The sequence below is a fragment of the Leifsonia sp. ZF2019 genome (assembly GCF_019924635.1).
Classification (GTDB): domain Bacteria; phylum Actinomycetota; class Actinomycetes; order Actinomycetales; family Microbacteriaceae; genus Leifsonia.
This window is the reverse complement of sequence record NZ_CP065037.1, coordinates 3534830-3556657: the sequence shown is the minus strand read 5'-3', so window position 1 is coordinate 3556657 and position 21828 is coordinate 3534830. Positions and strand designations below refer to the sequence as shown.

The window sequence follows — 21828 nt, the reverse complement described above, 5'->3', positions numbered from 1 at the left end:
CGGGCTCCTCAGTCCAGTCCGTCGGCCGCGGCGACGATGTGGGCGGCGATCTCGAGCGAGCTGGTCGCTGCGGGCGACGGGGCGTTGAGCACGTGCAGCTGGCGTGCCGCCGGCTGGATGACGAAGTCGTCCGCGAGGGAGCCGTCCCGCCGCATGGCCTGCGCGCGGACCCCCGATCCGGCGCGCACGATGTCGTCGCGTTGGAGGGCCGGAACCAGCCGCGCGAGGCTGCGGGCGAACAGGGTGCGCGAGAAGGAGCGCGCCACCTCGGCGGCGCCGGTGCCGAGATTGCGGCGCGCCAGGCGCAGGAAGCCGGGATAGGTCGCGGCGTCCCACGCGTCGCCGAGGCGGATGTCGGACCATCGGTACCCCTCCCGAGCGAGCGCGAGCACGGCGTTCGGGCCGGCGTGCACGCCGCCGTCGACTCCGCGCGTCAGATGCACGCCGAGGAAGGGGAGGTCGGGGTCGGGGACGGGGTAGATGAGGCCGCGGACGAGCGGGCGGCGCTCCTCCTTCAGCTCGTAGTACTCGCCGCGGAAGGGCATGATCCGCACCTCCGGCTCGATCCCGGCGAGGCGCGCGACCCGGTCGGCCTGCAGACCGGCGCAGTTGATGAGGACGTCCGAGCGGGACGTGCCCCGGTCGTGCTCGACCTCCACGCCCGCGCCCGTGACGGCGACGCGACGCACCCGGGCGCCGGTGAGCAGCTCCGCGCCGTGCTCGCCCGCCAGCTCGGCGAGGCGCCGGCTGACGGCCGCGTAGTCGACGATGCCGGTGGTCTCCACGCGCAGTGCGCGCACGGCCGCGACCTCGGGCTCGAACTCGCGCGCCTCCTCCGGCCCGACGAGTCGGGAGGGCACCCCGTTGGCGCGGGCGCGCTCGGCCAGTCGATCGAGGCCCGGAAGCTCCTTCTCGGCGGTCGCGACGATGAGCTTGCCGCCGATCTCGTGCGGGATGCCGTGCTCGGCGGCGAAGGCCGCCATCGACGCGTTGCCCGCCCGGCACATCTCCGCCTTGAGGGACCCGGGCGCGTAGTAGGGACCGGCGTGGATGACGCCGGAGTTGTGTCCCGTCTGGTGAGCCGCCCAGCGGTCCTCCTTCTCGAGCAGGGTGACCGTGCGTCCCTCCCGGGCGAGGCGTTCTGCGACGGCGAGGCCGAGGATGCCGCCGCCGACGATCGTCGCGGATCTCACACGCGCCGCCTAGTGCGCCGGGGCGGCGGTGCGGCCGAACGCGGCCTCGTGCCACACTTCGAGGCTCATCAGCGTGAAGATGCGGTTCTCCTCGTTGAAGGCGCCGCTCTCGTGCCGGGTGAGCAGGTTCTGCACCGCGGTGCGGTCGAACGTCTCGCCGACGAAGGATCCCGGCCCGGTGAGCCGGTCCCACATCGCCTCGCGCAGCCCGCCGCGGAACCAGGAGTCGAGCGGCACGCGGAAGCCCACCTTCTTGCGGTCGATCACCTCGGAGGGGACGTACCGGCGCGCGACCTCCTTGAGCAGCCACTTGGTGGAGCCGTGCCGCACCTTGAACGCCGACGGCATCCGGAACGCGAGCTCCACGAGCCGGTGGTCCAGCAGCGGCGGGCGCAGCTCGAGGGAGGCGGCCATCGACATCCGATCCCCGCGCTCGAGCAGGTTGTCGGGCAGCCAGCTCCACAGGTCTGTCAGCAGCATGGCACGGATGACGTCGTCGGAGTTCGTGTCGGGCAGCTGCGCCGTGCGCCGGGGGAGTCCCGTGAGCAGCTGGGCGCGCTCGCTGGCCGTGAACGGGGCGAACCAGGTGCGGTAGCGGTCTTCGGCATTCCGCATCGCGGCGACGCGGAGGGCGATGCGGGCCCGGCCGAGGCGGGCGGGCAGCCGGGGGTCGATGCTGTTGGCGAGGCTCGCGCGCAGGCCGGCCGGCAGGTGCGACGCGAGCTGAACGGCTCGCGCGGCGCGATACTTCGGGTAGCCGGCGAACAGTTCGTCGCCTCCCTCGCCCGACAGGATGACGCGCACGGTGGTGCGCGCCGCTTCCGCGAGCCGGAACACGGCGATGTCGGCCGGCTCGGAGAGCGGGGCGTCGCGGAAGTAGGTGAGTCGCGGCCAGAGGTCCTCGAAGTCGCTGGCGTCGACGTGCACCTCGTGGTGCTCGGTCTCGAAGGCGTCGGCGACGATGCGTGCCCAGCCGAGCTCGTCGTTCCGCTTGTCCCCGAAGCCGGCGGCGAAGGTGTGCACGGTGCGTCCGGGCCGCAGGGCGGCGACCTTCGCGACGATCAGACTGCTGTCGACGCCGCCGGAGAGGTAGGCGCCGACCGGAACGTCCGCGACGAGGGCCGCGTCGACCGCTTGCGTGACGGCCACGTCGACCGCGTCCACCGCACTCTGCTCGGTCCAGCGCGGGGTGTTGTCCTCCGTCGGCGGCTGCCAGTAGCGGAGCACCTCCAGACGGCCGTCGGGGTGGACTTCTGCGCGGTGGCCGGGGCGGAGCTTGTGGATGCCCTCGTAGAGGGTGTCCGGGGCCGGAACGCTGCGGCCGTAGAGGTAGGAGTCGAGGCTCGCCAGGTCGACGGAGGGCGTCCGCGGCAGGGCGGGCAGGATCGCCTTGACCTCCGACGCGAAGACGACAGCGCCGTCCCCGTGCGTGTAGTACAAGGGGAGGACGCCCAGGCGGTCCCGCACCAGGTGCGTGATCCCCGTCGCGGAGTCGTGCAGCGCGAACGCGAACTGGCCGACCAGCCGGTCGATGAAGCCGATGCCGCGCTGGGCGATGCCCGCGAGGATGACCTCGGTGTCGCCGTCCGTCGTGAACGGGTACTGCAGGTCCTCCCGCAGCCGCCGGTAGTTGAAGATCTCCCCGTTGAACGCGAGGGTGAACCGGCCGTCCGCGGAGGTCATCGGCTGACGCGATCCGTGGAGGTCGATGATCGAGAGCCTGGTGTGCGCGAAGCCGGCCGCGCCGTGGGTCCAGACGCCCCGATCGTCCGGCCCGCGATGGCCGAGACGGTCCGCCATCGCGTGCAGGAGGGCAGGGTCGACGCCGGTTCCGTCGAGCCGGTGGATTCCAGCGATTCCGCACATATCCGAAGGTTATCGAGCTATGCTCACTTTTGTCGATGGGTCTGCCCGCCCCCAATGCAGGGTGCATGAGGGGGTCGCACCCGAAGCCCGAACGGAGGTCTCCCGTCGTGAAGAAGAAGCTGCCCGGCGCACGCAGACGTGTGCTCATCATCGTCCAGAACCTGCCCGTCCCCCTCGACCGGAGGGTGTGGCTGGAGTGCAAGGCCCTGACCGCTCAGGGGTACCAGGTGTCCGTGATCTGCCCCAAGGGCCCCGGGGATCCGTCGTACCAGGAGCTCGACGGCGTCGCCATCTTCAAGTACCCCCCGGCGCGCGAGGCGCAGGGCATCGCGGGCTTCGTGTGGGAGTTCGCCTACTCCTGGATCCGCACCGCCGGCCTCTCGCTGAAGGTGCGCCGCCGCCGCGGCTTCGACGTCATCCAGGCCTGCAACCCGCCGGACACGTACTGGCTGCTCGCCCTGCTGTGGCGGTGGCGGAAGGTGCGTTTCGTGTTCGATCAGCACGACCTCAACCCGGAGCTCTTCCTCTCGCGCTTCGGCGAGCCGGCCTCGCTCCCGAGCCGCATCCAGTACAACGGCCTGCGCTGGCTGGAGCGGCGCACCTACCGGGCGTCCGACCATGTCATCTCGACGAACGGCAGCTATCGCTCGGTCGCGATGACCCGCGGCGGTCTGCCCGCCGAAGAGATCACGATCGTCCGCAGCGGCCCGGACACGCGCGTGATGCGTCCGGTGCTTCCCCCTGCCGGACTCAAGCAGCCGGGGACCTTCCTGCTCGCCTACCTCGGCATCATGGGCCCTCAGGACGGCGTCGACCGGGCGCTGGAGGTCATGGAGGAGCTCGTCCACCGGCGTGGTCGCACCGATGTGCACGCCGTGCTCATGGGCTTCGGCGACTGCTACAAGGATCTCCGTGCGCAGTGCACCGAGCTCGGCCTCGACGACCACGTCACCTTCACGGGCCGGGTCGGGCCGCGGGAGATCGCCGAGTACCTGAGCGCGGCCGACCTCGGGCTCGGGCCGGATCAGAAGACCCCGCTGAACGACGTCTCCACGATGAACAAGACCATGGAGTACATGGCGTTCGCGCTGCCCTCGGTCTCGTTCGACCTCGTCGAGACCCGCGTCTCCGGTGGTGACACGGCCGTGTACGTCCCGTCGGGCGACATCGGGGCGTTCGCCGACGCCGTGGAGGCCCTGCTCGACGACCCGGAGCGCCGGGCGGCGCTGGGCCGCGCCGCCCGGGAGCGCGTCTCCGTCGAGCTGGATTGGCGCGCCCAGGCGCAGGCGTACGTGAGCGTCTTCGACCGGGTGCTCGACCGACCGCTCGATCCCCAGCGGCTCACAGCGTGGCCGTTCGCCGTCGACCAGGCGCGTCCCGATGCCGGTCTGACGCCGGTCGATCTCGACGATCCGGAGGCGTTCTCCGCGTTTCTCGCCGATCGGGGAGTCGCGTCGCCGGCGACCACCCCCGTAGAGGGGTAACCATCGCAGCAAAAGACGATGTATTCTCACTTTTGTGAAGAGGTGAGAAATCGTCACTTGTGACATCCCGAACTCTCTCTCCACCACCTGAAACGCCACCCGACGACTGAGGGAAGGGGGATGCGCCATGACCGGAACCGGTACCCGACCGACCGAGCACGGCACGCCCTCGTCCCGTCGGGCAGCGCCCCTGATCGGGGCCGGCGGCGGCAAGGCCGTTCGAGACCACGGCCTTCCCCCAGCCGCCGCCGGCTCTGTCCTCCCCGGAGGACGCCACGGCGAGACGGTCTCCTCGCAGGCGGGCGGGGGGTGCGGACGATGACCGTCATCCGCCCCCGCCAGCTCGCCCCCACCCGGCGCCTCCGCCGCCCGGTGGACGTCCGCACGGGCGACCCGCAGCTGCAGCCGGTCGGCACGCCGCGCGGCGGCGGACGGCACTGGGCGGCGCACTACCGGGTGCGGCTCGGCATCACGGACACCGTGATCGTGCTGGCGTCGGTCTCGGCCGCGTTCCTCATCCGCTTCGGGGTCGGGGACGTGGTGCCCAATCTGCTCGCCTTCCCGTTCGGCTACGGCGCGATCTCCCTCATCATCGTCGCGGGATGGCTGTTCGCCCTGAGCGCCGGACACACCCGCGACTCCCGCGTGGTCGGGATGGGGCTCTCCGAGTACAAGCTCGTCGCCGAGTCCAGCGCCCTCGCGTTCGGTCTCCTCGCCATCCTCTTTCTCGTCGCGCAGGTCGACATCGCCCGCGGCTACTTCCTCGTCGCGCTGCCGATCGGCGCCTCCGCCCTCATCTTCAGCCGGTGGACGTGGCGGCGGTGGCTGCTGCGCCAGCGCCGGTTCGACAATTACCTCTCCCGCGCGATCGTGGTCGGCAGCGCCGACGACATCGAGTACGTCGCGGGACAGATCCGGCGCAAGTCCGGCGCGGCCTACAACGTCGTGGGCGCCGTGCCGGACGAGCCCGGCCTCGTCACCATCGGATCCGACGCCGACCGGCTCCCGGTCGTCGCCGATCTGGCGGGTATCACCGCGGCGGCGGACCGGCTGGGCGTCGACACGGTCATCGTCGCGGGCCAGCCTCGCGGGGGCAGCCGGTTCATCCGCAACCTGGGCTGGGCGCTCGAGGGCACGGCGACCGATCTCGTCCTGGCCTCCCGGCTGACCGACGTCGCCGGGCCGCGCATCCACTTCCGCCCGGTGGAGGGCCTGCCGCTCATCCACGTCGAGATCCCGCAGTTCACCGGTGGCAAGCACGTGCTGAAGCGCGCGCTGGACGTCGTCGCCTCGGCTGCCGCCCTGGTCGTGCTCGCGCTCCCCATGCTGGTCCTCGGGATCGTCATCCGTCTCGACAGCGCCGGCCCCGCCCTGTTCCGTCAGGAGCGCGTCGGCCGCAACGGCTCGACCTTCACGATGCTCAAGTTCCGCTCCATGGCGGTCGACGCGGAGGCCCGCCTCGCGTCGCTGCAGCAGCAGAACGAAGGCTCCGGCCTCCTGTTCAAGATGAAGGACGACCCCCGCGTCACCCGCGTCGGACGCTTCATCCGCAAGTTCTCGCTCGACGAGTTCCCGCAGCTGTGGAACGTGCTCGTCGGCGACATGAGCCTCGTCGGACCCCGCCCGCCACTGCGGCGCGAGGTCGACGGGTACGAGAGCCACGTCCACCGCCGCTTGTACATCAAGCCGGGTCTCACGGGGATGTGGCAGGTCAACGGCCGCTCCGATCTCTCCTGGGAGGAGAGCGTCCGCCTCGACCTGTACTACGTGGAGAACTGGTCGCTCGCGGGCGACCTGGTGATCCTCTGGCGCACCGCCAAGGTGCTCCTGCAACCGACCGGCGCCTACTGAGGAGCCGCGCACCACCCACCCATTGTTGAGCGACGACCCCGAGCTCCGTGCGACGCTCGGGACCTGATCCACTGACTGCGACGACCCCGAGCTCCGTGCGACGCTCGGGACCCGATCCACTGACTGCGACGACCTGGGGGCGACGCTGATGACCTCTTCCACCACCACCATCACCATCTCGGACCGGACGGCCGTGCCCGTCATCGCCGCCACCGCCGATGTCGACCCGCGCGCGTCCATCGGCGACCGCACCCGGGTCTGGCATCTGGCGCAGGTGCGGGAGGACGCGGTGGTGGGCTCGGACTGCATCCTGGGCCGCGGCTCCTACGTCGGCCCCGGTGTCGTGATCGGGGACAACTGCAAGCTGCAGAACCACGCCCTCGTCTATGAGCCGGCGGTGCTCGAGGACGGCGTGTTCGTCGGCCCGGCCGCAGTGTTCACCAACGACGTCTTCCCGCGGGCGGTGAATCCCGACGGCACCCTCAAGTCGGCGGACGACTGGCATGCGGTCGGTGTCACCGTCCGCACCGGCGCCTCCATCGGCGCGCGCGCCGTCTGCATCGCCCCCGTGACCATCGGCCGGTGGGCGCTCGTCGCCGCCGGCTCCGTCGTGCGTGCCGACGTCCCCGACTACGCGCTCGTGGTCGGCGTGCCTGCCCGCCGCATCGGCTGGGTGGGGGAGGCCGGGCATCCGCTGCGCGACGAGGGCGCCGGCCGCTGGGTCTGCCCTGTGACCGGGCGCGCGTACCGCGAGACGGACGGCGCGCTGGCACCGGAGGCGGAGCGATGAGGCTCTCCCGTCGCACGTGGATCATCTCCGGACTCGCCGCCGCCGCTGTGCTCGCCGCGGGTGCCATCACCCTCTCGCTGCTGCCGGGGGCGGCGGGTCGGCCGGCCGCCGTGCAGCCGGCGGCGGACTCCGCATCCTCCTCCTCCTCGTCTCCGAGCTCAGCTGCGCCGTCGGGCGGAGCGACCGCTGGGCCCGCACCCACCGCGAAGAACACGCCGCCGGCCGCCGGCAAGCGCTTCACCACGGAGGTCATCCCGGCCGACCCGGCGGCAGCACCGGCGCTCCCGCCGAGCACCCCCATCCCGTACCCCGTGAGCGCGCCGCTGCCGAAGTCGGCCAGCGCGACCGGCGGCATCGTCGAGGGCTTCCCTGACATCCTCGTCCCCCAGCTCCAGGGCTCGAAGGTCTCGACCAGCTCGGTCGCCTCCGACAGTCCCAACCTCCAGGTCTCCCTCACGGGGACCACCAGCGGCTCGGTCACGGACGTCGTCGAGTTCTACCGGCAGGCCCTCGCCAAGGTCGGGATGTACGACACCGCCGCTCCCGCGCTGGGCGGTGCCACCGCCGTCACCTACAGCCGCGACGGCAATGCGGTGACGCTCACGGCGACCCCCGGCGACTCCGGCACCTCGTACGCCCTCTACGGCACATTCACGGCGAAGGGCTGATCGTGCACACCATCGACGCCCTGGCCGCGCCTCTCCACTCCGGGCTCGCGTCCCGTCGTCCGTCGCCGTGTCCAACCCCCGACGGGGGCGCGACGGCGGGACGCGATTCGGGGATACTGGCCGCATGACGTCGCGATCCCGGCGGTGGCTGCTCCCGGTGGTCACCGTGGTGCTGCTGGGCGGTGCGGCGGCGTTCGCGGCCGTCTCGTGGTCCGGCTACCAGGCGCGCCAGTCCGCCCCTGCCGCCGTCTCCACCCCGCGCCCGACCCTGCCGTCCGGTCCGCTGCTCGTCTTCCGCAACACCCAGCTGGGGGACGACTACGGTCTGGTCGCCTCCGTCCCGCTCTCCGATCCGCGGGCGAAGCGAACCGTCACCGACCTTCCGTGCGACCGCGTCTACGCCACCCACCAGAACCTCATGTGCCTGCACACCGACGCCGGCGTCGTCACCAGTTTCGGTGCGACGCTCTACGACGCCTCCGGCGACCGGCTGAAGGACTGGGCGCTCCCCGGCGTGCCGAGCCGGACCCGCATCTCGGCGGACTCGTCGCTCGTCGCCGACACCTCCTTCGTCACCGGTTCGTCGTACGGCGTCAAGGCGTTCTCGACCCGCACCGACATCGCCCAGGTCAACGGCATCGACTACGGCAGCCTCGACCAGTTCACCTTGCTCGTGAACGGCGAGAAGGTCACCGCGGACGACCGCAACTTCTGGGGCGTCACCTTCTCGGACGACGACAACACGTTCTTCGCGACCGCGGCCTCCGGCGGTCATCACTGGCTGGTGCGGGGCAACCTCCGCGGCCGCAGCCTCGTCGCCATCAAGGACGGCGCCGAGTGCCCGTCGCTCTCGCCCGACGGCACCAAGATCGCGTACAAGAAGAACCTCTCCACCACGGGCACCCCGCACTGGACGCTGGCCGTGCTCGACTTCGCCACCGGCGTCGAGACGCAGCTCCCCATCTCCGACAATGTCGACGACCAGGCCGAGTGGCTGGACGACGCCACCCTGCTCTACGGCCTCGCCGACCCGGCCAAACCGGGCGACAGCAACGTCTACTCCATCCCCATCGATGGCCAGCACGGCCCCACCCTCTTCCTCGCCCACGCCTGGTCCCCCTCCGTGGTGCGCTGAGGGCGGATCTGGCCGGCAGCCTGCGGCCCGCCTCGGCACATCCGGAGATCCTCCCGGCCGGTCCTGATTCCTCCGTCCCGACGGTGTTCCGACCGGCGCGTCGCTGCCGATCACCGGAGCTACGGACGACTGACGGTGAAGCGGATGGCATCAGATACGCGCGCGACCGTGGTGACCTATCCTTGGAGGAGCTTTCCGAGGTAGCGGAACCTGCACCTGGAAGGATCCGTGCACACTGGTCGCTGAGAGGGGTGCCACAGCTGCGCTAGTTGCCGGGTAGCGGAAGAGGGGCAGCGGCCGACGACGAAAGGTTTGGGTATGGGGATTACAGGAATCGGCTACGAAGGCCTGACTATCGACTCTTTCGTCTCTCGCCTCCGACTCCGAGGCGTCCAAGTCTTGGTTGACGTGAGGCTGAACGCGATCTCCAGGAAGCCGGGATTCGCGAAGAAGGCCCTCAGCGCTGCCCTCCAGGAGGCGGGCATCGTCTACCTTCACAGGCCAGTGCTGGGGAATCGGCGGGACAACAGGGATGGATACGGCGAGATCGAGTCACCTGCGGCGGCACGGGCTAGGCATCGATATCAGGAGTCAATCGAAGGTGCGGAGGCCTCAGAATGCCTCCGCGAAGTCGCTGAGATGGCGAATAACTGCGAGGTCGTCCTGATGTGTTTCGAGGAGGACGAGCGCCACTGCCACCGCGAGCAGACGCTAGAAGCGGTCCGGCAGTTCATGGCCGAGGAGCTAGTGAGCTCCTAGAAAAGCGTCGGCGCGGGAGGTTTCGTCTCGGCGGCTCTCGGCGAGTAGACACCAAGGACGCTGAACTTGCTCCGGCGAGCGGCGAGTTCGAAGTTGCCCATGAAGAAACCGGTCTGGCGGTCAGGGGCGAACTTCTTGTGCAGGAAGTTCTCGGTGACAGCCCGGTGGATGTCGTCGTCGGAACGATACCGATTCTGAAGCGCCGTCAGTTCCCAGTCGAGGATTCGGTTTCGATGCCCAGGGCACGTGTCGTCTCCGCATTTGTAGCGGTAGTAGACCTTGAAACGCGGCGCCTTGAGTAGCGCTGGTGTCGGACCGCTCATCGGGATGAGGGCGTGCGCCTCCTTCTCTGCTCGGGTCCTCATCTTCGCTATCTGCTCGGCCGTCCAGTCGCCGTGTGGCTCGAATTGAAGGTCTCTGATCTCTCGCGGGTAGATCAATCCGAGCGAGGGCGCGTCGCTTCTGAGCTGTGCGGCACGGATCAGGCTACAGGTGGTCGCCGGTTCGACTTGCGAGATGATCTGATGACGGTGCTTCCAGGGGCGCACTGTCTCGATAACGCTCCACGAATCCTGGGTTGGGGAGTAGCTCTCCCTTCGAGTGTCCAGATCCCGTCGGCGTACGTCTAGTTCGACGATGTCGTACTTGTGGAACTGTTGCTGGCCGTCCAGCCAACGAAACGCGATGGGGTAGAGGCGTATCCACTCCGGCCGGTCCCCGTCGATGCGAATCCCGGCGACGCACGAAGTGTCGCCGTATTTCTCCGACGGTTGAGGAGTCGCCTTGACGGTGATGAGCACGCGGGCGCGCTCGGCTCGTATGCGCATATGGGGAGTTTATGAGAAGCCTCAAAGATCCTAGATGCATCGTTTGTCGTTGATGACGGATCGAGCGTCAGACCGGTTCGATCAGCTGCGGCCCGTCGTCCTTCGACGAGAAGGAGGCGATCTGGTCGAAGCGCAGGGTCTGGGCTTCGGCGACGCCGGTGGCGACCGCCTCGTCGACCAGCGCCTGGTCGCCCACGAGCGACGGGTCGATCCACTCCAGCCATTTGTCTTCGGGGAGGATCACCGGGTTGCGGTCGTGAATGTCCGCGAGGGTCTGCACCGCGTCGGACGTCAGGATGGTGGCCGTCAGCACCCAGCGGTCCGGGTCGTCGTCGGCCTTGGAGTGGTCGCGCCACCACGAGTAGAGGCCGGCGAACCCCATGAGCCGGTCGTCCGGGTAGCGGATGAAATACGGGGTCTTGCGTCCCTTCTCGCCCTGCCATTCGTAGTAGCCGCGCGCCAGCACGATGGCCCGGTGCGACTGCACGGGCTTGCGCCACGTCGACTTGTCGGCGATGCCTTCGGCGCGCGCGTTGAAGGTCGGGAACGTCAGCTTGAGCTCCTTCGACCACCCCGGCACGAGCGACCAGTGTGCACGCTCGAACCGCAGCTCGCGGTCCTTCGCCGAGTCGATGAGCACCGGGATGTCGTCGGTGGGGGCGATGTTGTACGCCTCCTCCCAGTCGGCGCGCCAGTCCTCCGGACGCCTCCCGGTGCGCTCCACGAACTCGGTGATCTCGGCGTTGACCCTGTCGTCCATCGCGAACCTGCCGCACATGTCGGCCAGCGTACCCGCGACCGCCGACTACGGCCGCTCCGTCACCGCCTGGTGCCGCCCGCGCGCGGCCTCGTCGGCGTTGGTCGCCGTCGTGATGCGCAGGAACACGATGATCCAGCTGAAGATCAGCACGGCCGCGACCAGCTCCACCGCCGTCAGGTTGTAGTCGCCGATCGCGAACAGCACGGCGACGCCGGCGATGACGGCGAGGAAGACCCAGCCGAGGACGATGAACGCGCGCGGCAGTGCGGGCAGCAGCCAGCGCAGCGCGATGACGAGGGCGCAGAAGACGAGGGCCATGCCGGTGGCGACCGTGTTGTGGATGAGGAGGAAGCGGTTGACCGGGAAGATGCCGACGCACGTGAGGAGGATGCCGATGGCGATGAGCGCCGTGCGCACCTGGAGCTCGCCCCGGGTCGGCGACCGGCCGGCGCCGCCCGGCGCGGCGGTGGCGTAGCGCGCGATCGCCGTGACCAGCACGCCCGCCACGATGACGGTGAGGTTGAAGGTCATGCCGGAGAGATCGTCCGTCATCCCGAGCGCGCTGAGGTTCTGCTCCCACCAGTGCGGGTCGGACGCCGTGATCATGCTGGTGAGGGCGCCGAGCACGAGGAAGACGGCGAGGACGGTCGACAGCAGGAGCGGGTTCATCTTCACCGCCGAGAGGAAGACGTAGTAGGCGCTGACCGCGGCGGCCGTGGAGACGAGGAGGGCGCCGGGGAAGGCGAACACGAACGCGTCCTGGAAACTGCGGGCGAGCACGTAGCCGAGCACGGCCCACAGCAGGAGGACGACGATCGCGTGGGCGACGGCGATCGCGACGGTGTCGAAGACCTCGATGGCGACGCTCATGCGCGAGCGGCGGCCGGAGGCCGGGGCGCCGAACCAGGAGATGCGCCACACGGCCGCGCGTCCGCCTCCGTAGGCGAGCAACGCCACGACTCCGCCCGCGATGGCCGCGAACTCCCCGAGCGACCCCGCTCCGGAGATCGAGAGGTGGCGGCCGGCGAAGACGATGAGCGCCACGACGCCGACCAGCACGAACGCCACGGTCCCGACGCCGAGCGCCACCGACTCCACCGAGGAGGAGCGGAGTGACTCCAGGCGGGCGGCTGCCGTGTCGTCGGCGGCGAGATGCTCGGCCGGGTGGCGCCCGTCGGGGCGGTGGCCGCCGGACGCATGCTGGCCGGACGCATGCTGGCCGGACGCATGCTGGCTGGACGCATGCTCGCCGGAGGGAGGGGTGCTCTCAGGTGCCCGCATGCCACCGAGCATAGGGGGCGAAGGGGTCAGCGGGTCAGCTCGATGATCGCCGTCCGGTGGGTGTCCACGACGCGTCCCGTCGGCTCGAAGCCGAGCTCGAGCAGGGCGTCTCTGCCGTAGTCGCTCAGGCGGCCGTCGATGTCGTTCTCGACCAGCCAGACCCGGTGCACGCCGTCGAAGCGCCCGATGGCGGCCGCGTCGGCGACGCCGTAGGCGCGATCGGCCCACCCGATGTTCTGCGCGTACGGGATCTCGAGGGTCACGTCGCGCGCGTTCACGAACCCGGCGGGGTAGGTGTGCATCGCGAGCCGCGGGCGCTGGGAGGGCCGCGTCGACTCGTCGAACACCACCGCATCACCCGGCTGGGCGAGCGAGCCCATCGCGGCGCTCACCTCTGACCAGTCGCTGTCGTTCTTCGCGTACGGCCCGCGCTGCAGCTGGTAGACGGGCGCGCAGACGCCGACGAAGCCGACCAGGCCGATCCCGCCGGCGACGAACGCGCGGCGCGGGTCGCCGCGCCCGATCCAGCGGCCGAGCACGAGCACGCCCTCGGCGACGAGCAGGGCGGCGGCCGGGGCGGCGAATGTGGAGTAGCGCGCGGTGTAGAGCGGGAAGACGAGGTTCGCGAGCAGCAGCACGCCGGTCGGGACGATCAGCCAGCAGACGCCGACACTGGTGGCGGTCACCGGCACGCCCACGCGGAGCCGGAGACCGGCCCTGCGCCACGTGAGGATGCTGGCGGTCACCGCGACGACGATGAGCGCCCAGGCGACCGCGGCCACCCACGGCGTGCCGAACCACGGGGCGTAGAGCAGGGCGCTCGGGTCCAGCGGCTGCGAGCCGAGGTAGCCGATCTGCCGTCGCTCGAAGAAGGCGAGCAGAGCGATCGGCGCGATGGCCACGCCGGTGCCGAGCATCGCGAGCAGCCAGGCCCGCACCGTGCGTCGCGACGCGCGGGCGAGCAGGAGCAGCGCGAGGTGCCCGGCCGCGAGGGCGATCATGTAGAGGAAGAGGTACGACGCGACGGCCATCCCCGCGGCGTAGAGCATCCAGCAGGTGCGCCTGGTGCGGTCCGGCACGGTGCGGCCGCGCCCGTCGACGAGCCAGACGAGCAGCAGGGTCAGCCACGCGGCGGCCGCGGCGCTGAAGGCGAACGAGCGCGCCTCCTCCCCGGCGTAGGTCATGCGGGGCAGCACCGTGCCGACGACGCCCGCGGCGATCGCGGCCGTCGGGCCTCCACGCCGCCCGGCGAGGAGGGTGATGGCCGCGACGGCGAAACCGATCGCGACGGCGCTCGGGAACCGGATGGCGAACGGGCTCTCGCCCGCCAGCCGGATCCACCCGTGCAGCCCCAGGTAGTACAGGCCGTGCACGGCGTCCACGTGGAAGAGCATGTCCATCAGGCTGCCGACGGGGCGTCGGGCCGACATGATGCTGGCCGCCTCGTCGCCCCAGAGCGACGGGATCCAGCTGCCCGCGGCACTGACCGCGGTGGCGACCAGGCCGAAGGCGATCGCGATCGTCCACGGACGCACCGCCGCCAGCGGTTCGACGCCCGCGCGCCGTTCGGTCTCGATGATCGTGGTCACGCCCACAGCCCCCGCACTCTATCCGTCGGAAGAGAACTGCGGGCAGTCAACCAGAGAACATCGAGTATCGACCGGGAACGGGATGCAGGTGCTCACATCTGTCATTCTTCCCGGGTGCACCTGAGCGTCTCCGGTGCGCTCAGTAGTGCTCTCGCGCTTGCAGGACCACGATGTGGCTGTCGGTGACGTAATAGACCAGTCGGTTGCTGTCGTCGATGCGGCGCGACCAGGCGCCCGAGAGCACATGCTTCAACGGCTCGGGCTTCCCGATTCCCGTGAAGGGGTCGCGGAGGACGTCCTGGATCAGCTGATTGATCCGTTTCAGGGTCTTGCGGTCTTCGGTCTGCCAGTAGCAGTAGTCGTCCCAGCCGTGCCGGTCGAAGGCGAGTTCGCGGCTCACGTGTCGAGGAGGTCGTGCTGTTCGAACTCGCCACGCCGTGCGCGTTCGATCGATTCGAGAAGGCGCTCGGCGTTCGGAGCGTTCCGCAACAGATGCGCGGTCTCCGTCATCGCGTCGTAGTCGTCCTTCGACATGATGACCACATTGCCGTGCTTGGAGACCACCTCGATCGAGGTGTGATCCTCATTGACCTGCTGAATCAGCCCGAACAAACCCTTGCGCGCATCCGTCGCTGTCATAGCCGTCATGAGAACCTCCCGAGTGGTACCGGATAGCGTACCATGCGGCGATGTCAGACCTCCCCGCGCCGCGCCCCCGCCCACAGGTCCACGCCGGCGTCGACGGCGTGCTCGTCGATCGCCGCGAGCTCCTCGTCCGTGAAGTCGAGGCGGTCGAGCGCGCCCACGTTCTGCTCCAGCTGGGCGACGCTGCTGGCGCCGATGACGAGCGAGGTCACGCGGTCGTCGCGCAGCGCCCAGGCCAGCGCGAGCTGGGCGAGGGTCTGCCCGCGCGACGCCGCGATGTCGTTCAGGGCGCGCAGCCGCCCGATCGCCTCGTCGGTGAGCCAGTTCTGGTCGAACGAGCCGGCGGCGGAGGCGCGGGAGCCCTCGGGTACGCCGTTCAGGTACTTGTCCGTCAGCATCCCCTGCGCGAGGGCGGTGAAGCCGATGACACCGACGCCGAGCTCCCCTGCGGCGTCGAGCAGCCCCTCCGTCTCGATCCAGCGGTTCAGCATCGAGTACGACGGCTGGTGGATGAGGAGCGGTGTGCCCAGCTCGCGGAGGATCTCGGCGGCCCGGCGCGTCTCCTCCGGGCCGTAGGACGAGATGCCCACGTAGAGCGCCTTGCCGCTGCGCACCGCCGTGTCGAGTGCCTGCATGGTCTCCTCGAGCGGGGTGGAGGGGTCGGGCCGGTGCGAGTAGAAGATGTCCACGTAGTCGAGGCCCAGGCGCGCGAGCGACTGGTCGAGGCTCGCCAGCACGTACTTGCGGCTGCCGCCGCCCTGCCCGTACGGACCCGGCCACATGTCCCACCCGGCCTTCGACGAGACGATGAGCTCGTCGCGGAACGGCGCGAGGTCCTCCCGCAGGATCCGGCCGAAGTTGATCTCGGCCGCGCCGTACGGCGGCCCGTAGTTGTTGGCGAGGTCGAAGTGGGTCACGCCCAGATCGAAAGCCCGCCGGACGATCGCGCGCTGTGTCTCGATGGGGCGGTCGTCGCCGAAGTTCTGCCAGAGGCCGAGCGACAGGGCGGGGAGGTCGAGTCCGCTGCGTCCCGTGCGGCGGTAGGGCATGCGGTCGTAGCGGTTCGGGGCGGGTTCGTAGGCCATGCGTCCAGATTCGCCCTTCCGGGCGGGGAAGTCCAACAGTGCGCGGCGATCCGATTCAGCGCTGCGGCCGCTCAATCCGGTCGGAGGCGCTGCTGGACGCGCGACCCGACCGGATCGGGCGTCGTCAGCCCTTCTTACGCGCCGCCCGGTTGCGCGCCAGCACCCAGCCGACGATCGCCCCCACGACGAACACGATCAGCACGAGAGCCCAGGTGGGCGTGACGAGCTTGCCCCAGAGGACGAACAAGGTGGCCTTGTCGCCGCCGAACGCGTTCTGGATGGCGACGATCGCCAGCAGCACGATCAGCACGATGGCGAGCCACCGGCGCTTGAGGAAGGTGACGAAGGAGTTCTCTCCCGTGCGGGATCCGGTCTGGCTCATGGGGTCAGTATGGCGCGCCGGCGGCCGGGAGCGAAGAGCGGATTGCGGGAGTGCGCGTCCATTTCATTCGGCACTCCGCCGCTGCCGGCCGAGGAACCGGAGGGACCCGGCGCGCAGGTGTGAGGGTGGGCGGATGTCTCGGGGAGACATCCGCCCACCGGTCACGGGTGCGTTGGGGAGCACCCGTGGGTCGTTACTGTTGGGTGGCCTTGCGGCGGCGGATGCCGAGGATGGTTCCGGCAGCGGCGAGCAGTGCCAGGGCGGCACCGCCGGCGATGGCCGGGTCCATCAGCGGGGTGGACTCGTCGTCGGAGACCACGACAATGTTGCCGAGGTCGGTGACGACGGGGTCCGCACCGGGGGCGGTGTGGGTGATGCCAATACTGTTCGGACCCTGCGGGAGGCCGGTGACCGGGGTGGACCAGTGACCGGTGTCATCGACCACAGCCTCACCGATGGTGTTGCCGTCCTTGTCGGTGAGGACCACGGTGGTGCCGGGCTCGCCCTTGCCGGTGAACACGGTGCCGTTCTTGATCGCGCCGTTGTCCTTCGACAGGTCCGGGGAGGTCACCTCGAACTTCGTGGTCGACCCCTCCATCTCGTAGCTCTCGTCCGCGATCGTCACGGTCTCACCGTTCTTCCCGGTGACCTCGATGACCAGGCTGGTGTCACCGTTGGTCGGGGCCGGGTTCAGGGTCGTGGACCAGGTGCCGTCGTTACCGACGGTGGTCTGACCGAGGATGGTGCCGTCCTTGTCCTTGATCTTCACCGTGTCACCGATGTTCCCGGTGCCGGTGAACACCGTGTCGGGGGTGATCGTCTCGCCGGCACCCGGGGAGGTGATGGCCCGGTCGAGGTCGACACCCTCGGCCACGTAGGTCTCCTCGGCGAGGGTCTCCTTCTGGCCGTTCTTGCCGGTGACCTCGATCACGAGGGTGGTGTCACCGTTGCCGGGGAGGGAGCTGATCGGGGCCGACCAGGTGCCGTCGTTACCGACAGTGGTCTCACCGAGGACGGTGCCGTCCTTGTCCTTGATCGTGATGGTGTCACCGATGTTCCCGGTGCCGGTGAAGACCGTGTCGGGGGTGATCGTCTCGCCCGCACCCGGGGAGGTGACGGCCCGGTCCAGGTCGACACCCTCGGCCACGTAGGTCTCCTCGGCGAGGGTCTCCTTCTGGCCGTTCTTGCCGGTGACCTCGATCACGAGGGTGGTGTCACCGTTGCCGGGGAGGGAGCTGATCGGGACCGACCAGGTGCCGTCGTTACCGACGACAGCGGAACCGATCGTGTTGCCGTCCTTGTCCGTGATCACGATGGTGTCACCGATGTTCCCGGTGCCGGTGAACACGGTGTCCGGCGTGATCGTCTCGCCCGCACCCGGGGAGGTGACCGCCCGGTCGAGGTCGACACCCTCGACCGTGTACGTGTTGTCTGCCAGCTGCTCGGTCAGGCCGTCCTTGCCGGTGACCTCGATGCTCAGATCGGTCGCACCGTTGGAGGTCAGCCCGTCCAGGGTCGTCGACCACTTTCCGTCGTTGCCGACGGTCGTCTGCCCGACGACGGTGCCCTCGGCGTCCTTGATCACGACCGTGTCACCGATGTGACCGGTACCGGAGAACACGGTGTCGGGCGTGACTGTGGTGTCCGCCTCGGGCGAGAGCAGCGCCCGCTCCTCATCCGACATCGTCATCGTGTACGAACCACTCGCCAGCTCCGTCGACTTACCGTCAGTGTCCAGCGCGACGACCGTCAGGACGTGGGCCCCGTTCTTCGGCGCCGGGTCCAGCACGAGCGACCATGTGCCGTCCGCACCGACCGTCGCCGAACCGACGACCTTCCCGGCAGCATCCGTCACCGTGATCGTCGTGTTCACCGACCCGGCACCCGAGAACACCGTCTCCGGCGTAATCGTCGAGTTCGGCAACGGCGACGCCAGAGACGGAGCCACCACCGCAGGCGTCGCCAAAGCGAGACCCGTGTTCAGATAGCCATTTGTCCCCTCGTAGGGATAGGTGAGCACCGACGGTGCGGTGGGCGACAGGTGCAGGTAGTTCGAGTTGTACGAGCTCCGGAGCACGAAGTCGTTACCGCTGAGGAAGCCCTTCCAGGTCTGGTTCAGGGCAGTGTCGTCGCACTTGACAATACTGGTGGACGCGTTCGAAGCGCGCGAGAGCTGGCAGTTGCCGGCGCTGTTCGAGATCGTGCCAACCCCGCCGATGCCCGGGTAGGTCCACAGCGGCACCGTGCCCGCGGCCACCTTGTTCGCCAGGCTCGTGGCGCCACCGTGGCTGGTGATGCCGGTGCCGCCGGCGCTCAGGTTGTACGTCGCGTTGGCGAGAGGGCCGGTGTACATGTTCGTCCCGGGCGCCGCGCTGGCGGGCGCCGCGAGCGCCAGCCCGGCCGCGGTGAGGCCGACGAGCACTGTGCCGGCGATCGCTGCACGCGCTGCTTTCTTGGTGAATGCACTAGTCATGAGCGCCTTTCGATTCGGGTTTGTTAGGAATGGGCAGCTCGGTGCGGCTGTCGGTTCACATAAGCGTGCGCTCCTGCCGGAATGTCCGTTCCGGCAGGCAAGGAGACAGGTCGCTGATCGCGCGCCAAGAGAAACGTAGAAGCGCCCGCACACGGAACTCAGCGGTAATCCAGTTGCCTGCGCAATTGAGCATCCGAAGTATCGGGATTCCAGTCGCCCGCCTCCGTAGACGCGGGACCCCTCTCAGGCACCAGGCTGAAGCCGAACGTCTACAGCGTGTAGAACCCTGTGCGGGACGGGCATACGTCCTCCTGCCTGCCGGAGTCGTTGTCGAACTCGGCCGGTCGGCTGCGCTCGCGGCCGTGAACCGACGTCGACATTGAAGCGCGCGCCATCGCGCCGCCGAAGACTCGATTCCCGGCGGCTCCGATGGCCCCTTGCCAGGAGCGACCTGGTCGCGTAGTATTCAACTGAAAGGTTGATCAAGCACATGGTTGATGAAAGCTCCAACGCCGCCCTCGACGCCGCGTTCGCCGCACTCGCGGACCCCGTCCGCCGGGCGATCGTCGCCCGCCTGAGTCGCGGCCCGGCCACGGTCGGCGAACTCGCCGAGCCCTTCGACATCACCCTCCAGGCGGTGTCGAAGCACATCGGCGTGCTGGAGTCGGCCGGCCTGGTCTGGCGCACGCGGGAGGCTCAGCGACGCCCGGTGCACCTCGACGCGGCCGCACTGGAGCGGCTCACGTCGTGGATCGACCGCTACCGGCTGGAGGCCGAGGCCCGCTATCGGCGCCTCGACACCCTGCTCTCACCAGAAAGAACGAAGGAGAAGGAGTCATGAGCAATCCCGTCGTCATCGATGTCGTCCCCGGAACGTCGTACGCCGATCTCACCCGTGAGTTCGACGCGCCCGTCGAGGCCGTCTTCGAGGCCCACGCCGATCCCGAGCTCTACAAGCGCTGGATCGGGCCGCGCGCCCTCGAGACCGTCATCACCCACTGGGACTTCCGCACCGGCGGAGGATACGGCTTCGAGCAGACCGACGCCGAGGGCACCTACGGGTTCCGCGGCGTCATCCACACGGTCGTCGAGAACGAGCTGATCATCCAGACGTTCGAGTTCCTCGGCGCGCCGGGAGAGGTGAGCCTCGACCGGCTGCGGTTCGAGGCGCTCCCCGACGGTCGCACCAGCCTCGTGGGCCGCTCCGTGATGACGTCGAAGGAGGCCCTGGACGCCATGATCGCCTCCGGCATGGAGTACGGGGTGCGCGAGGGCTACGAGAAGCTCGACGAACTGCTGCTGGAGGGGGTGACGCCATGACCCGCGTCGTCGCCGACATCACCATCTCGCTCGACGGCTTCGTGACCGGACCGGACGCCGGGCCCGGCAACGGCCTCGGCACCGGCGGCGAGCCGCTGCACGCCTGGGCGTTCTCGGACGACCCGGACGACCAGCGGATCATCCGTCGCTCCACCGAGCGGTCGGGCGCGGTCGTCATGGGCCGGCACCTCTTCGACATCATCGACGGCCCGGGAGGCTGGAACGACGAGATCGGCTACGGCGCCGCCGAGGTCGGGAAGCCGCCGTTCATCGTGGTGACGACCACGCCACCGGCGGAGGTCCGGCTGACCGGGCTCGATTGGACCTTCGCGACCACCGGACTCGCCGACGCGGTCGCGACCGCGCGCGCCCGTGCCGAGGCGGCCTCAGCCGCCCGGGGCGCCGACCTCGACGTCGTCCTCATGGGCGGCGGTGCGCTGATCGGCTCCGCGATCGCCGCCGGGCTGGTCGACACGGTGAGCCTCCATCTGTCACCCCTCCTCCTCGGCGCGGGAACACCCCTCTTCACCGCGGGCCCGCCACGCACGCTGCGTCAACGGGAGGTCGTCGTCACCACGACGGCGACGCATCTGACCTACGACGTGGTGTGAGCAGCGGAAGCGAATCCCGCTCGGGCCCGCGAGTCAACCCGGTACGGAAGTCGGCTCGCCGGCCTATCGTTCGCAACGGTGTGAAAACGCCACCTAGCAGCGGGGGCCCGGTCGACAGATCGGGCCCCCGTCTGCGGCTCCGCGCGGCAGCGCGTCGGCCGTCGTCGTCTCAGGCGCGCGCCCGGGGCACGTCCCCGTCGATCGCCCGGTACAACGACGACACCGAGCCGAAGCCGACGGCCGTGGCGATCTGGTGGGCCGGGGCGTGGGGGCGGGCCCGGCGGAGTTCACGAGCGGCGCGGGCGCGGGTCGCGCGGAGTTCTTTCGCGACGCTCGTGCCCTCGGCGGCGAAGACCGCTTGGAGGCTGCGTTCGGAGACGCCGATCATGTGGGCCAGCCGCGGGACGGAGAGGCGCGGGTCGGCGTAGCCCTCGTCGATGAGGCGCATCGCACGCGTGAAGGGGGTGAGCTCACCAGGGTCGCTTTCGGCGATGAGGCGGGCGAGGGCACGGGCGACTTCCATCGCCGCGGAGCGCAGCGGGGCGATCGCGCCGCTCGCCGAGCCGCCGCTGAGGGAGGTGGCGAAGGCGTAGAGAGGGGTGAGCGCGCTCGGCGACAGCGGGGGACGCGGGGTGCTGCGGGGTGCGAGCTCGAGTCCCGCGACGAGGGCGGCCGGCGCGGTGATGCAGAGCAGCTCGGAGAGCGGGGCGTGCGTCTCGAAGGTCACCGGGTCGTCGCCGGGAGGGAGGAGGAACATCCCGGGCCGGCGATGCAGCACGGCGCCGGACGACTCGACCGTGAGCCGTCCGTTGGTGCATAGGACGATGGCCGTTCGGCCGCGCGCTTCGCCGCCGCGCGTCCACTCGACCCGCGCGGCGGGCGCGTGGAGGTGGGCGAAGCTGAGCTCGGGGAAGCGTGTCATGCGCAGCGTGAGCTCCTCCGCCTCGTCGAGCCGCGCGATGTGCAGCCCCGCCGCGTCGAGGTAGGCCGCGAGTTCGGGGTTGGCTTGCGCGGCGTCGGCTCCCCGCGCGCGCACGCGCAGCTCGTCGAGCGGTGCCACGGCGGCCCACGCCCCGTCTCCTGCGGTCACGGCGGCCTCCTTCCCGTCC

General features: G+C 69.9%; 21 protein-coding genes. 9 read left to right on the top strand and 12 right to left on the bottom strand.

Features of this window, described 5'->3' with window-relative positions; translation table 11 throughout:
- Positions 1–8 precede the first annotated feature (8 nt).
- The gene (gene lhgO / locus IT072_RS17480; protein ID WP_223358106.1) at positions 9–1193 is read right to left on the bottom strand and encodes an L-2-hydroxyglutarate oxidase; all 1185 of its coding nucleotides are present in this window, start codon (positions 1191–1193) and stop codon (positions 9–11) included.
- 9 nt (positions 1194–1202) lie between these two features.
- Positions 1203–3059, bottom strand: a complete 1857-nt coding sequence (gene asnB / locus IT072_RS17475) for an asparagine synthase (glutamine-hydrolyzing) (protein WP_223358105.1) — start codon at positions 3057–3059, stop codon at positions 1203–1205.
- 107 nt (positions 3060–3166) lie between these two features.
- Here asnB and IT072_RS17470 point away from each other — a divergent pair, with 107 nt between their 5' ends.
- The 6 genes from IT072_RS17470 to IT072_RS17445 all read left to right on the top strand — a co-directional run bounded on the left by IT072_RS17470 (position 3167) and on the right by IT072_RS17445 (position 9746).
- Positions 3167–4543 (top strand): glycosyltransferase family 4 protein, encoded by a 1377-nt coding sequence (locus IT072_RS17470; protein WP_223358104.1) that lies wholly within the window; start codon positions 3167–3169, stop codon positions 4541–4543.
- A gap of 318 nt (positions 4544–4861) precedes the next feature.
- Positions 4862–6394 (top strand): sugar transferase, encoded by a 1533-nt coding sequence (locus IT072_RS17465; protein ID WP_223358103.1) that lies wholly within the window; start codon positions 4862–4864, stop codon positions 6392–6394.
- A 148-nt stretch (positions 6395–6542) separates the two neighbouring features.
- Positions 6543–7184 (top strand): acyltransferase, encoded by a 642-nt coding sequence (locus IT072_RS17460; protein WP_223358102.1) that lies wholly within the window; start codon positions 6543–6545, stop codon positions 7182–7184.
- A complete protein-coding gene (locus tag IT072_RS17455; protein ID WP_223358101.1) occupies positions 7181–7852 on the top strand; it encodes a hypothetical protein in 672 nt (223 codons plus the stop codon). The genes IT072_RS17460 and IT072_RS17455 overlap by 4 nt, the downstream gene beginning before the upstream one ends.
- A 124-nt stretch (positions 7853–7976) precedes the next feature.
- Positions 7977–8987: a hypothetical protein gene (locus IT072_RS17450; RefSeq protein ID WP_223358100.1), complete on the top strand. Its 1011-nt coding sequence runs from the start codon at positions 7977–7979 to the stop codon at positions 8985–8987.
- A 318-nt stretch (positions 8988–9305) separates the two neighbouring features.
- Positions 9306–9746, top strand: a complete 441-nt coding sequence (locus IT072_RS17445; RefSeq protein WP_223358099.1) for a DUF488 domain-containing protein — start codon at positions 9306–9308, stop codon at positions 9744–9746.
- Here IT072_RS17445 and IT072_RS17440 read toward each other — a convergent pair.
- From IT072_RS17440 to IT072_RS17400, 9 genes are all read right to left on the bottom strand, one after another.
- Positions 9743–10573: a hypothetical protein gene (locus IT072_RS17440; RefSeq protein WP_223358098.1), complete on the bottom strand. Its 831-nt coding sequence runs from the start codon at positions 10571–10573 to the stop codon at positions 9743–9745. The genes IT072_RS17445 and IT072_RS17440 overlap by 4 nt on opposite strands.
- Before the next feature lie 67 nt (positions 10574–10640).
- Positions 10641–11351 carry an SOS response-associated peptidase gene (locus tag IT072_RS17435; RefSeq protein ID WP_223358097.1) on the bottom strand — a complete coding sequence of 237 codons (711 nt, stop codon included), beginning with the start codon at positions 11349–11351 and terminating at the stop codon, positions 10641–10643.
- A 27-nt stretch (positions 11352–11378) separates the two neighbouring features.
- Complete coding sequence (locus IT072_RS17430; protein WP_223358096.1) at positions 11379–12614, bottom strand: DUF998 domain-containing protein; 1236 nt, start codon at positions 12612–12614, stop codon at positions 11379–11381.
- Between the two features lie 26 nt (positions 12615–12640).
- Positions 12641–14203: a glycosyltransferase family 39 protein gene (locus IT072_RS17425; protein WP_223358095.1), complete on the bottom strand. Its 1563-nt coding sequence runs from the start codon at positions 14201–14203 to the stop codon at positions 12641–12643.
- A 139-nt stretch (positions 14204–14342) separates the two neighbouring features.
- Positions 14343–14603 carry a Txe/YoeB family addiction module toxin gene (locus IT072_RS17420; RefSeq protein WP_223358094.1) on the bottom strand — a complete coding sequence of 87 codons (261 nt, stop codon included), beginning with the start codon at positions 14601–14603 and terminating at the stop codon, positions 14343–14345.
- Positions 14600–14842: a type II toxin-antitoxin system Phd/YefM family antitoxin gene (locus IT072_RS17415; RefSeq protein WP_223358093.1), complete on the bottom strand. Its 243-nt coding sequence runs from the start codon at positions 14840–14842 to the stop codon at positions 14600–14602. The genes IT072_RS17420 and IT072_RS17415 overlap by 4 nt, the downstream gene beginning before the upstream one ends.
- Before the next feature lie 53 nt (positions 14843–14895).
- Positions 14896–15933, bottom strand: coding sequence for an L-glyceraldehyde 3-phosphate reductase (gene mgrA / locus IT072_RS17410; protein WP_223358092.1), 1038 nt, complete (start codon positions 15931–15933; stop codon positions 14896–14898).
- 124 nt (positions 15934–16057) lie between these two features.
- Positions 16058–16315: a DUF1049 domain-containing protein gene (locus tag IT072_RS17405; protein ID WP_223358091.1), complete on the bottom strand. Its 258-nt coding sequence runs from the start codon at positions 16313–16315 to the stop codon at positions 16058–16060.
- Positions 16316–16508: 193 nt separating this feature from the next.
- On the bottom strand, positions 16509–18788 hold the full coding sequence (locus tag IT072_RS17400) for an Ig-like domain-containing protein (RefSeq protein WP_223358090.1): 2280 nt from the start codon (positions 18786–18788) through the stop codon (positions 16509–16511).
- A gap of 490 nt (positions 18789–19278) precedes the next feature.
- On the opposite strand from IT072_RS17400, the gene IT072_RS17395 reads away from it, so the two are divergent.
- Genes IT072_RS17395 through IT072_RS17385 form a run of 3 tightly spaced genes read left to right on the top strand, consistent with a single transcriptional unit; the run spans position 19279 to position 20719 of the window.
- Positions 19279–19629 (top strand): ArsR/SmtB family transcription factor, encoded by a 351-nt coding sequence (locus tag IT072_RS17395; protein ID WP_223358089.1) that lies wholly within the window; start codon positions 19279–19281, stop codon positions 19627–19629.
- Positions 19626–20108: an SRPBCC family protein gene (locus IT072_RS17390; protein WP_223358088.1), complete on the top strand. Its 483-nt coding sequence runs from the start codon at positions 19626–19628 to the stop codon at positions 20106–20108. The genes IT072_RS17395 and IT072_RS17390 overlap by 4 nt, the downstream gene beginning before the upstream one ends.
- Positions 20105–20719: a dihydrofolate reductase family protein gene (locus IT072_RS17385; RefSeq protein WP_223358087.1), complete on the top strand. Its 615-nt coding sequence runs from the start codon at positions 20105–20107 to the stop codon at positions 20717–20719. The genes IT072_RS17390 and IT072_RS17385 overlap by 4 nt, the downstream gene beginning before the upstream one ends.
- 169 nt (positions 20720–20888) lie before the next feature.
- Here IT072_RS17385 and IT072_RS17380 read toward each other — a convergent pair whose 3' ends face one another.
- Positions 20889–21809: a helix-turn-helix domain-containing protein gene (locus IT072_RS17380; RefSeq protein WP_223358086.1), complete on the bottom strand. Its 921-nt coding sequence runs from the start codon at positions 21807–21809 to the stop codon at positions 20889–20891.
- Positions 21810–21828: the final 19 nt, after the last annotated feature.

What these genes read in the sequence shown, in the direction of transcription:
- asnB (WP_223358105.1), bottom strand. Translation starts at nt 3,059, where the DNA reads ATGTGCGGAATCGCTGGAATCCACCGGCTCGACGGAACCGGCGTCGAC.
- IT072_RS17465 (WP_223358103.1), top strand. Translation starts at nt 4,862, where the DNA reads ATGACCGTCATCCGCCCCCGCCAGCTCGCCCCCACCCGGCGCCTCCGC.
- IT072_RS17460 (WP_223358102.1), top strand. Translation starts at nt 6,543, where the DNA reads ATGACCTCTTCCACCACCACCATCACCATCTCGGACCGGACGGCCGTG.
- IT072_RS17455 (WP_223358101.1), top strand. Translation starts at nt 7,181, where the DNA reads ATGAGGCTCTCCCGTCGCACGTGGATCATCTCCGGACTCGCCGCCGCC.
- IT072_RS17450 (WP_223358100.1), top strand. Translation starts at nt 7,977, where the DNA reads ATGACGTCGCGATCCCGGCGGTGGCTGCTCCCGGTGGTCACCGTGGTG.
- IT072_RS17445 (WP_223358099.1), top strand. Translation starts at nt 9,306, where the DNA reads ATGGGGATTACAGGAATCGGCTACGAAGGCCTGACTATCGACTCTTTC.
- IT072_RS17440 (WP_223358098.1), bottom strand. Translation starts at nt 10,573, where the DNA reads ATGCGCATACGAGCCGAGCGCGCCCGCGTGCTCATCACCGTCAAGGCG.
- IT072_RS17435 (WP_223358097.1), bottom strand. Translation starts at nt 11,351, where the DNA reads ATGTGCGGCAGGTTCGCGATGGACGACAGGGTCAACGCCGAGATCACC.
- IT072_RS17430 (WP_223358096.1), bottom strand. Translation starts at nt 12,614, where the DNA reads ATGCGGGCACCTGAGAGCACCCCTCCCTCCGGCGAGCATGCGTCCAGC.
- IT072_RS17415 (WP_223358093.1), bottom strand. Translation starts at nt 14,842, where the DNA reads ATGACAGCGACGGATGCGCGCAAGGGTTTGTTCGGGCTGATTCAGCAG.
- mgrA (WP_223358092.1), bottom strand. Translation starts at nt 15,933, where the DNA reads ATGGCCTACGAACCCGCCCCGAACCGCTACGACCGCATGCCCTACCGC.
- IT072_RS17405 (WP_223358091.1), bottom strand. Translation starts at nt 16,315, where the DNA reads ATGAGCCAGACCGGATCCCGCACGGGAGAGAACTCCTTCGTCACCTTC.
- IT072_RS17400 (WP_223358090.1), bottom strand. Translation starts at nt 18,788, where the DNA reads ATGACTAGTGCATTCACCAAGAAAGCAGCGCGTGCAGCGATCGCCGGC.
- IT072_RS17395 (WP_223358089.1), top strand. Translation starts at nt 19,279, where the DNA reads ATGGTTGATGAAAGCTCCAACGCCGCCCTCGACGCCGCGTTCGCCGCA.
- IT072_RS17390 (WP_223358088.1), top strand. Translation starts at nt 19,626, where the DNA reads ATGAGCAATCCCGTCGTCATCGATGTCGTCCCCGGAACGTCGTACGCC.
- IT072_RS17385 (WP_223358087.1), top strand. Translation starts at nt 20,105, where the DNA reads ATGACCCGCGTCGTCGCCGACATCACCATCTCGCTCGACGGCTTCGTG.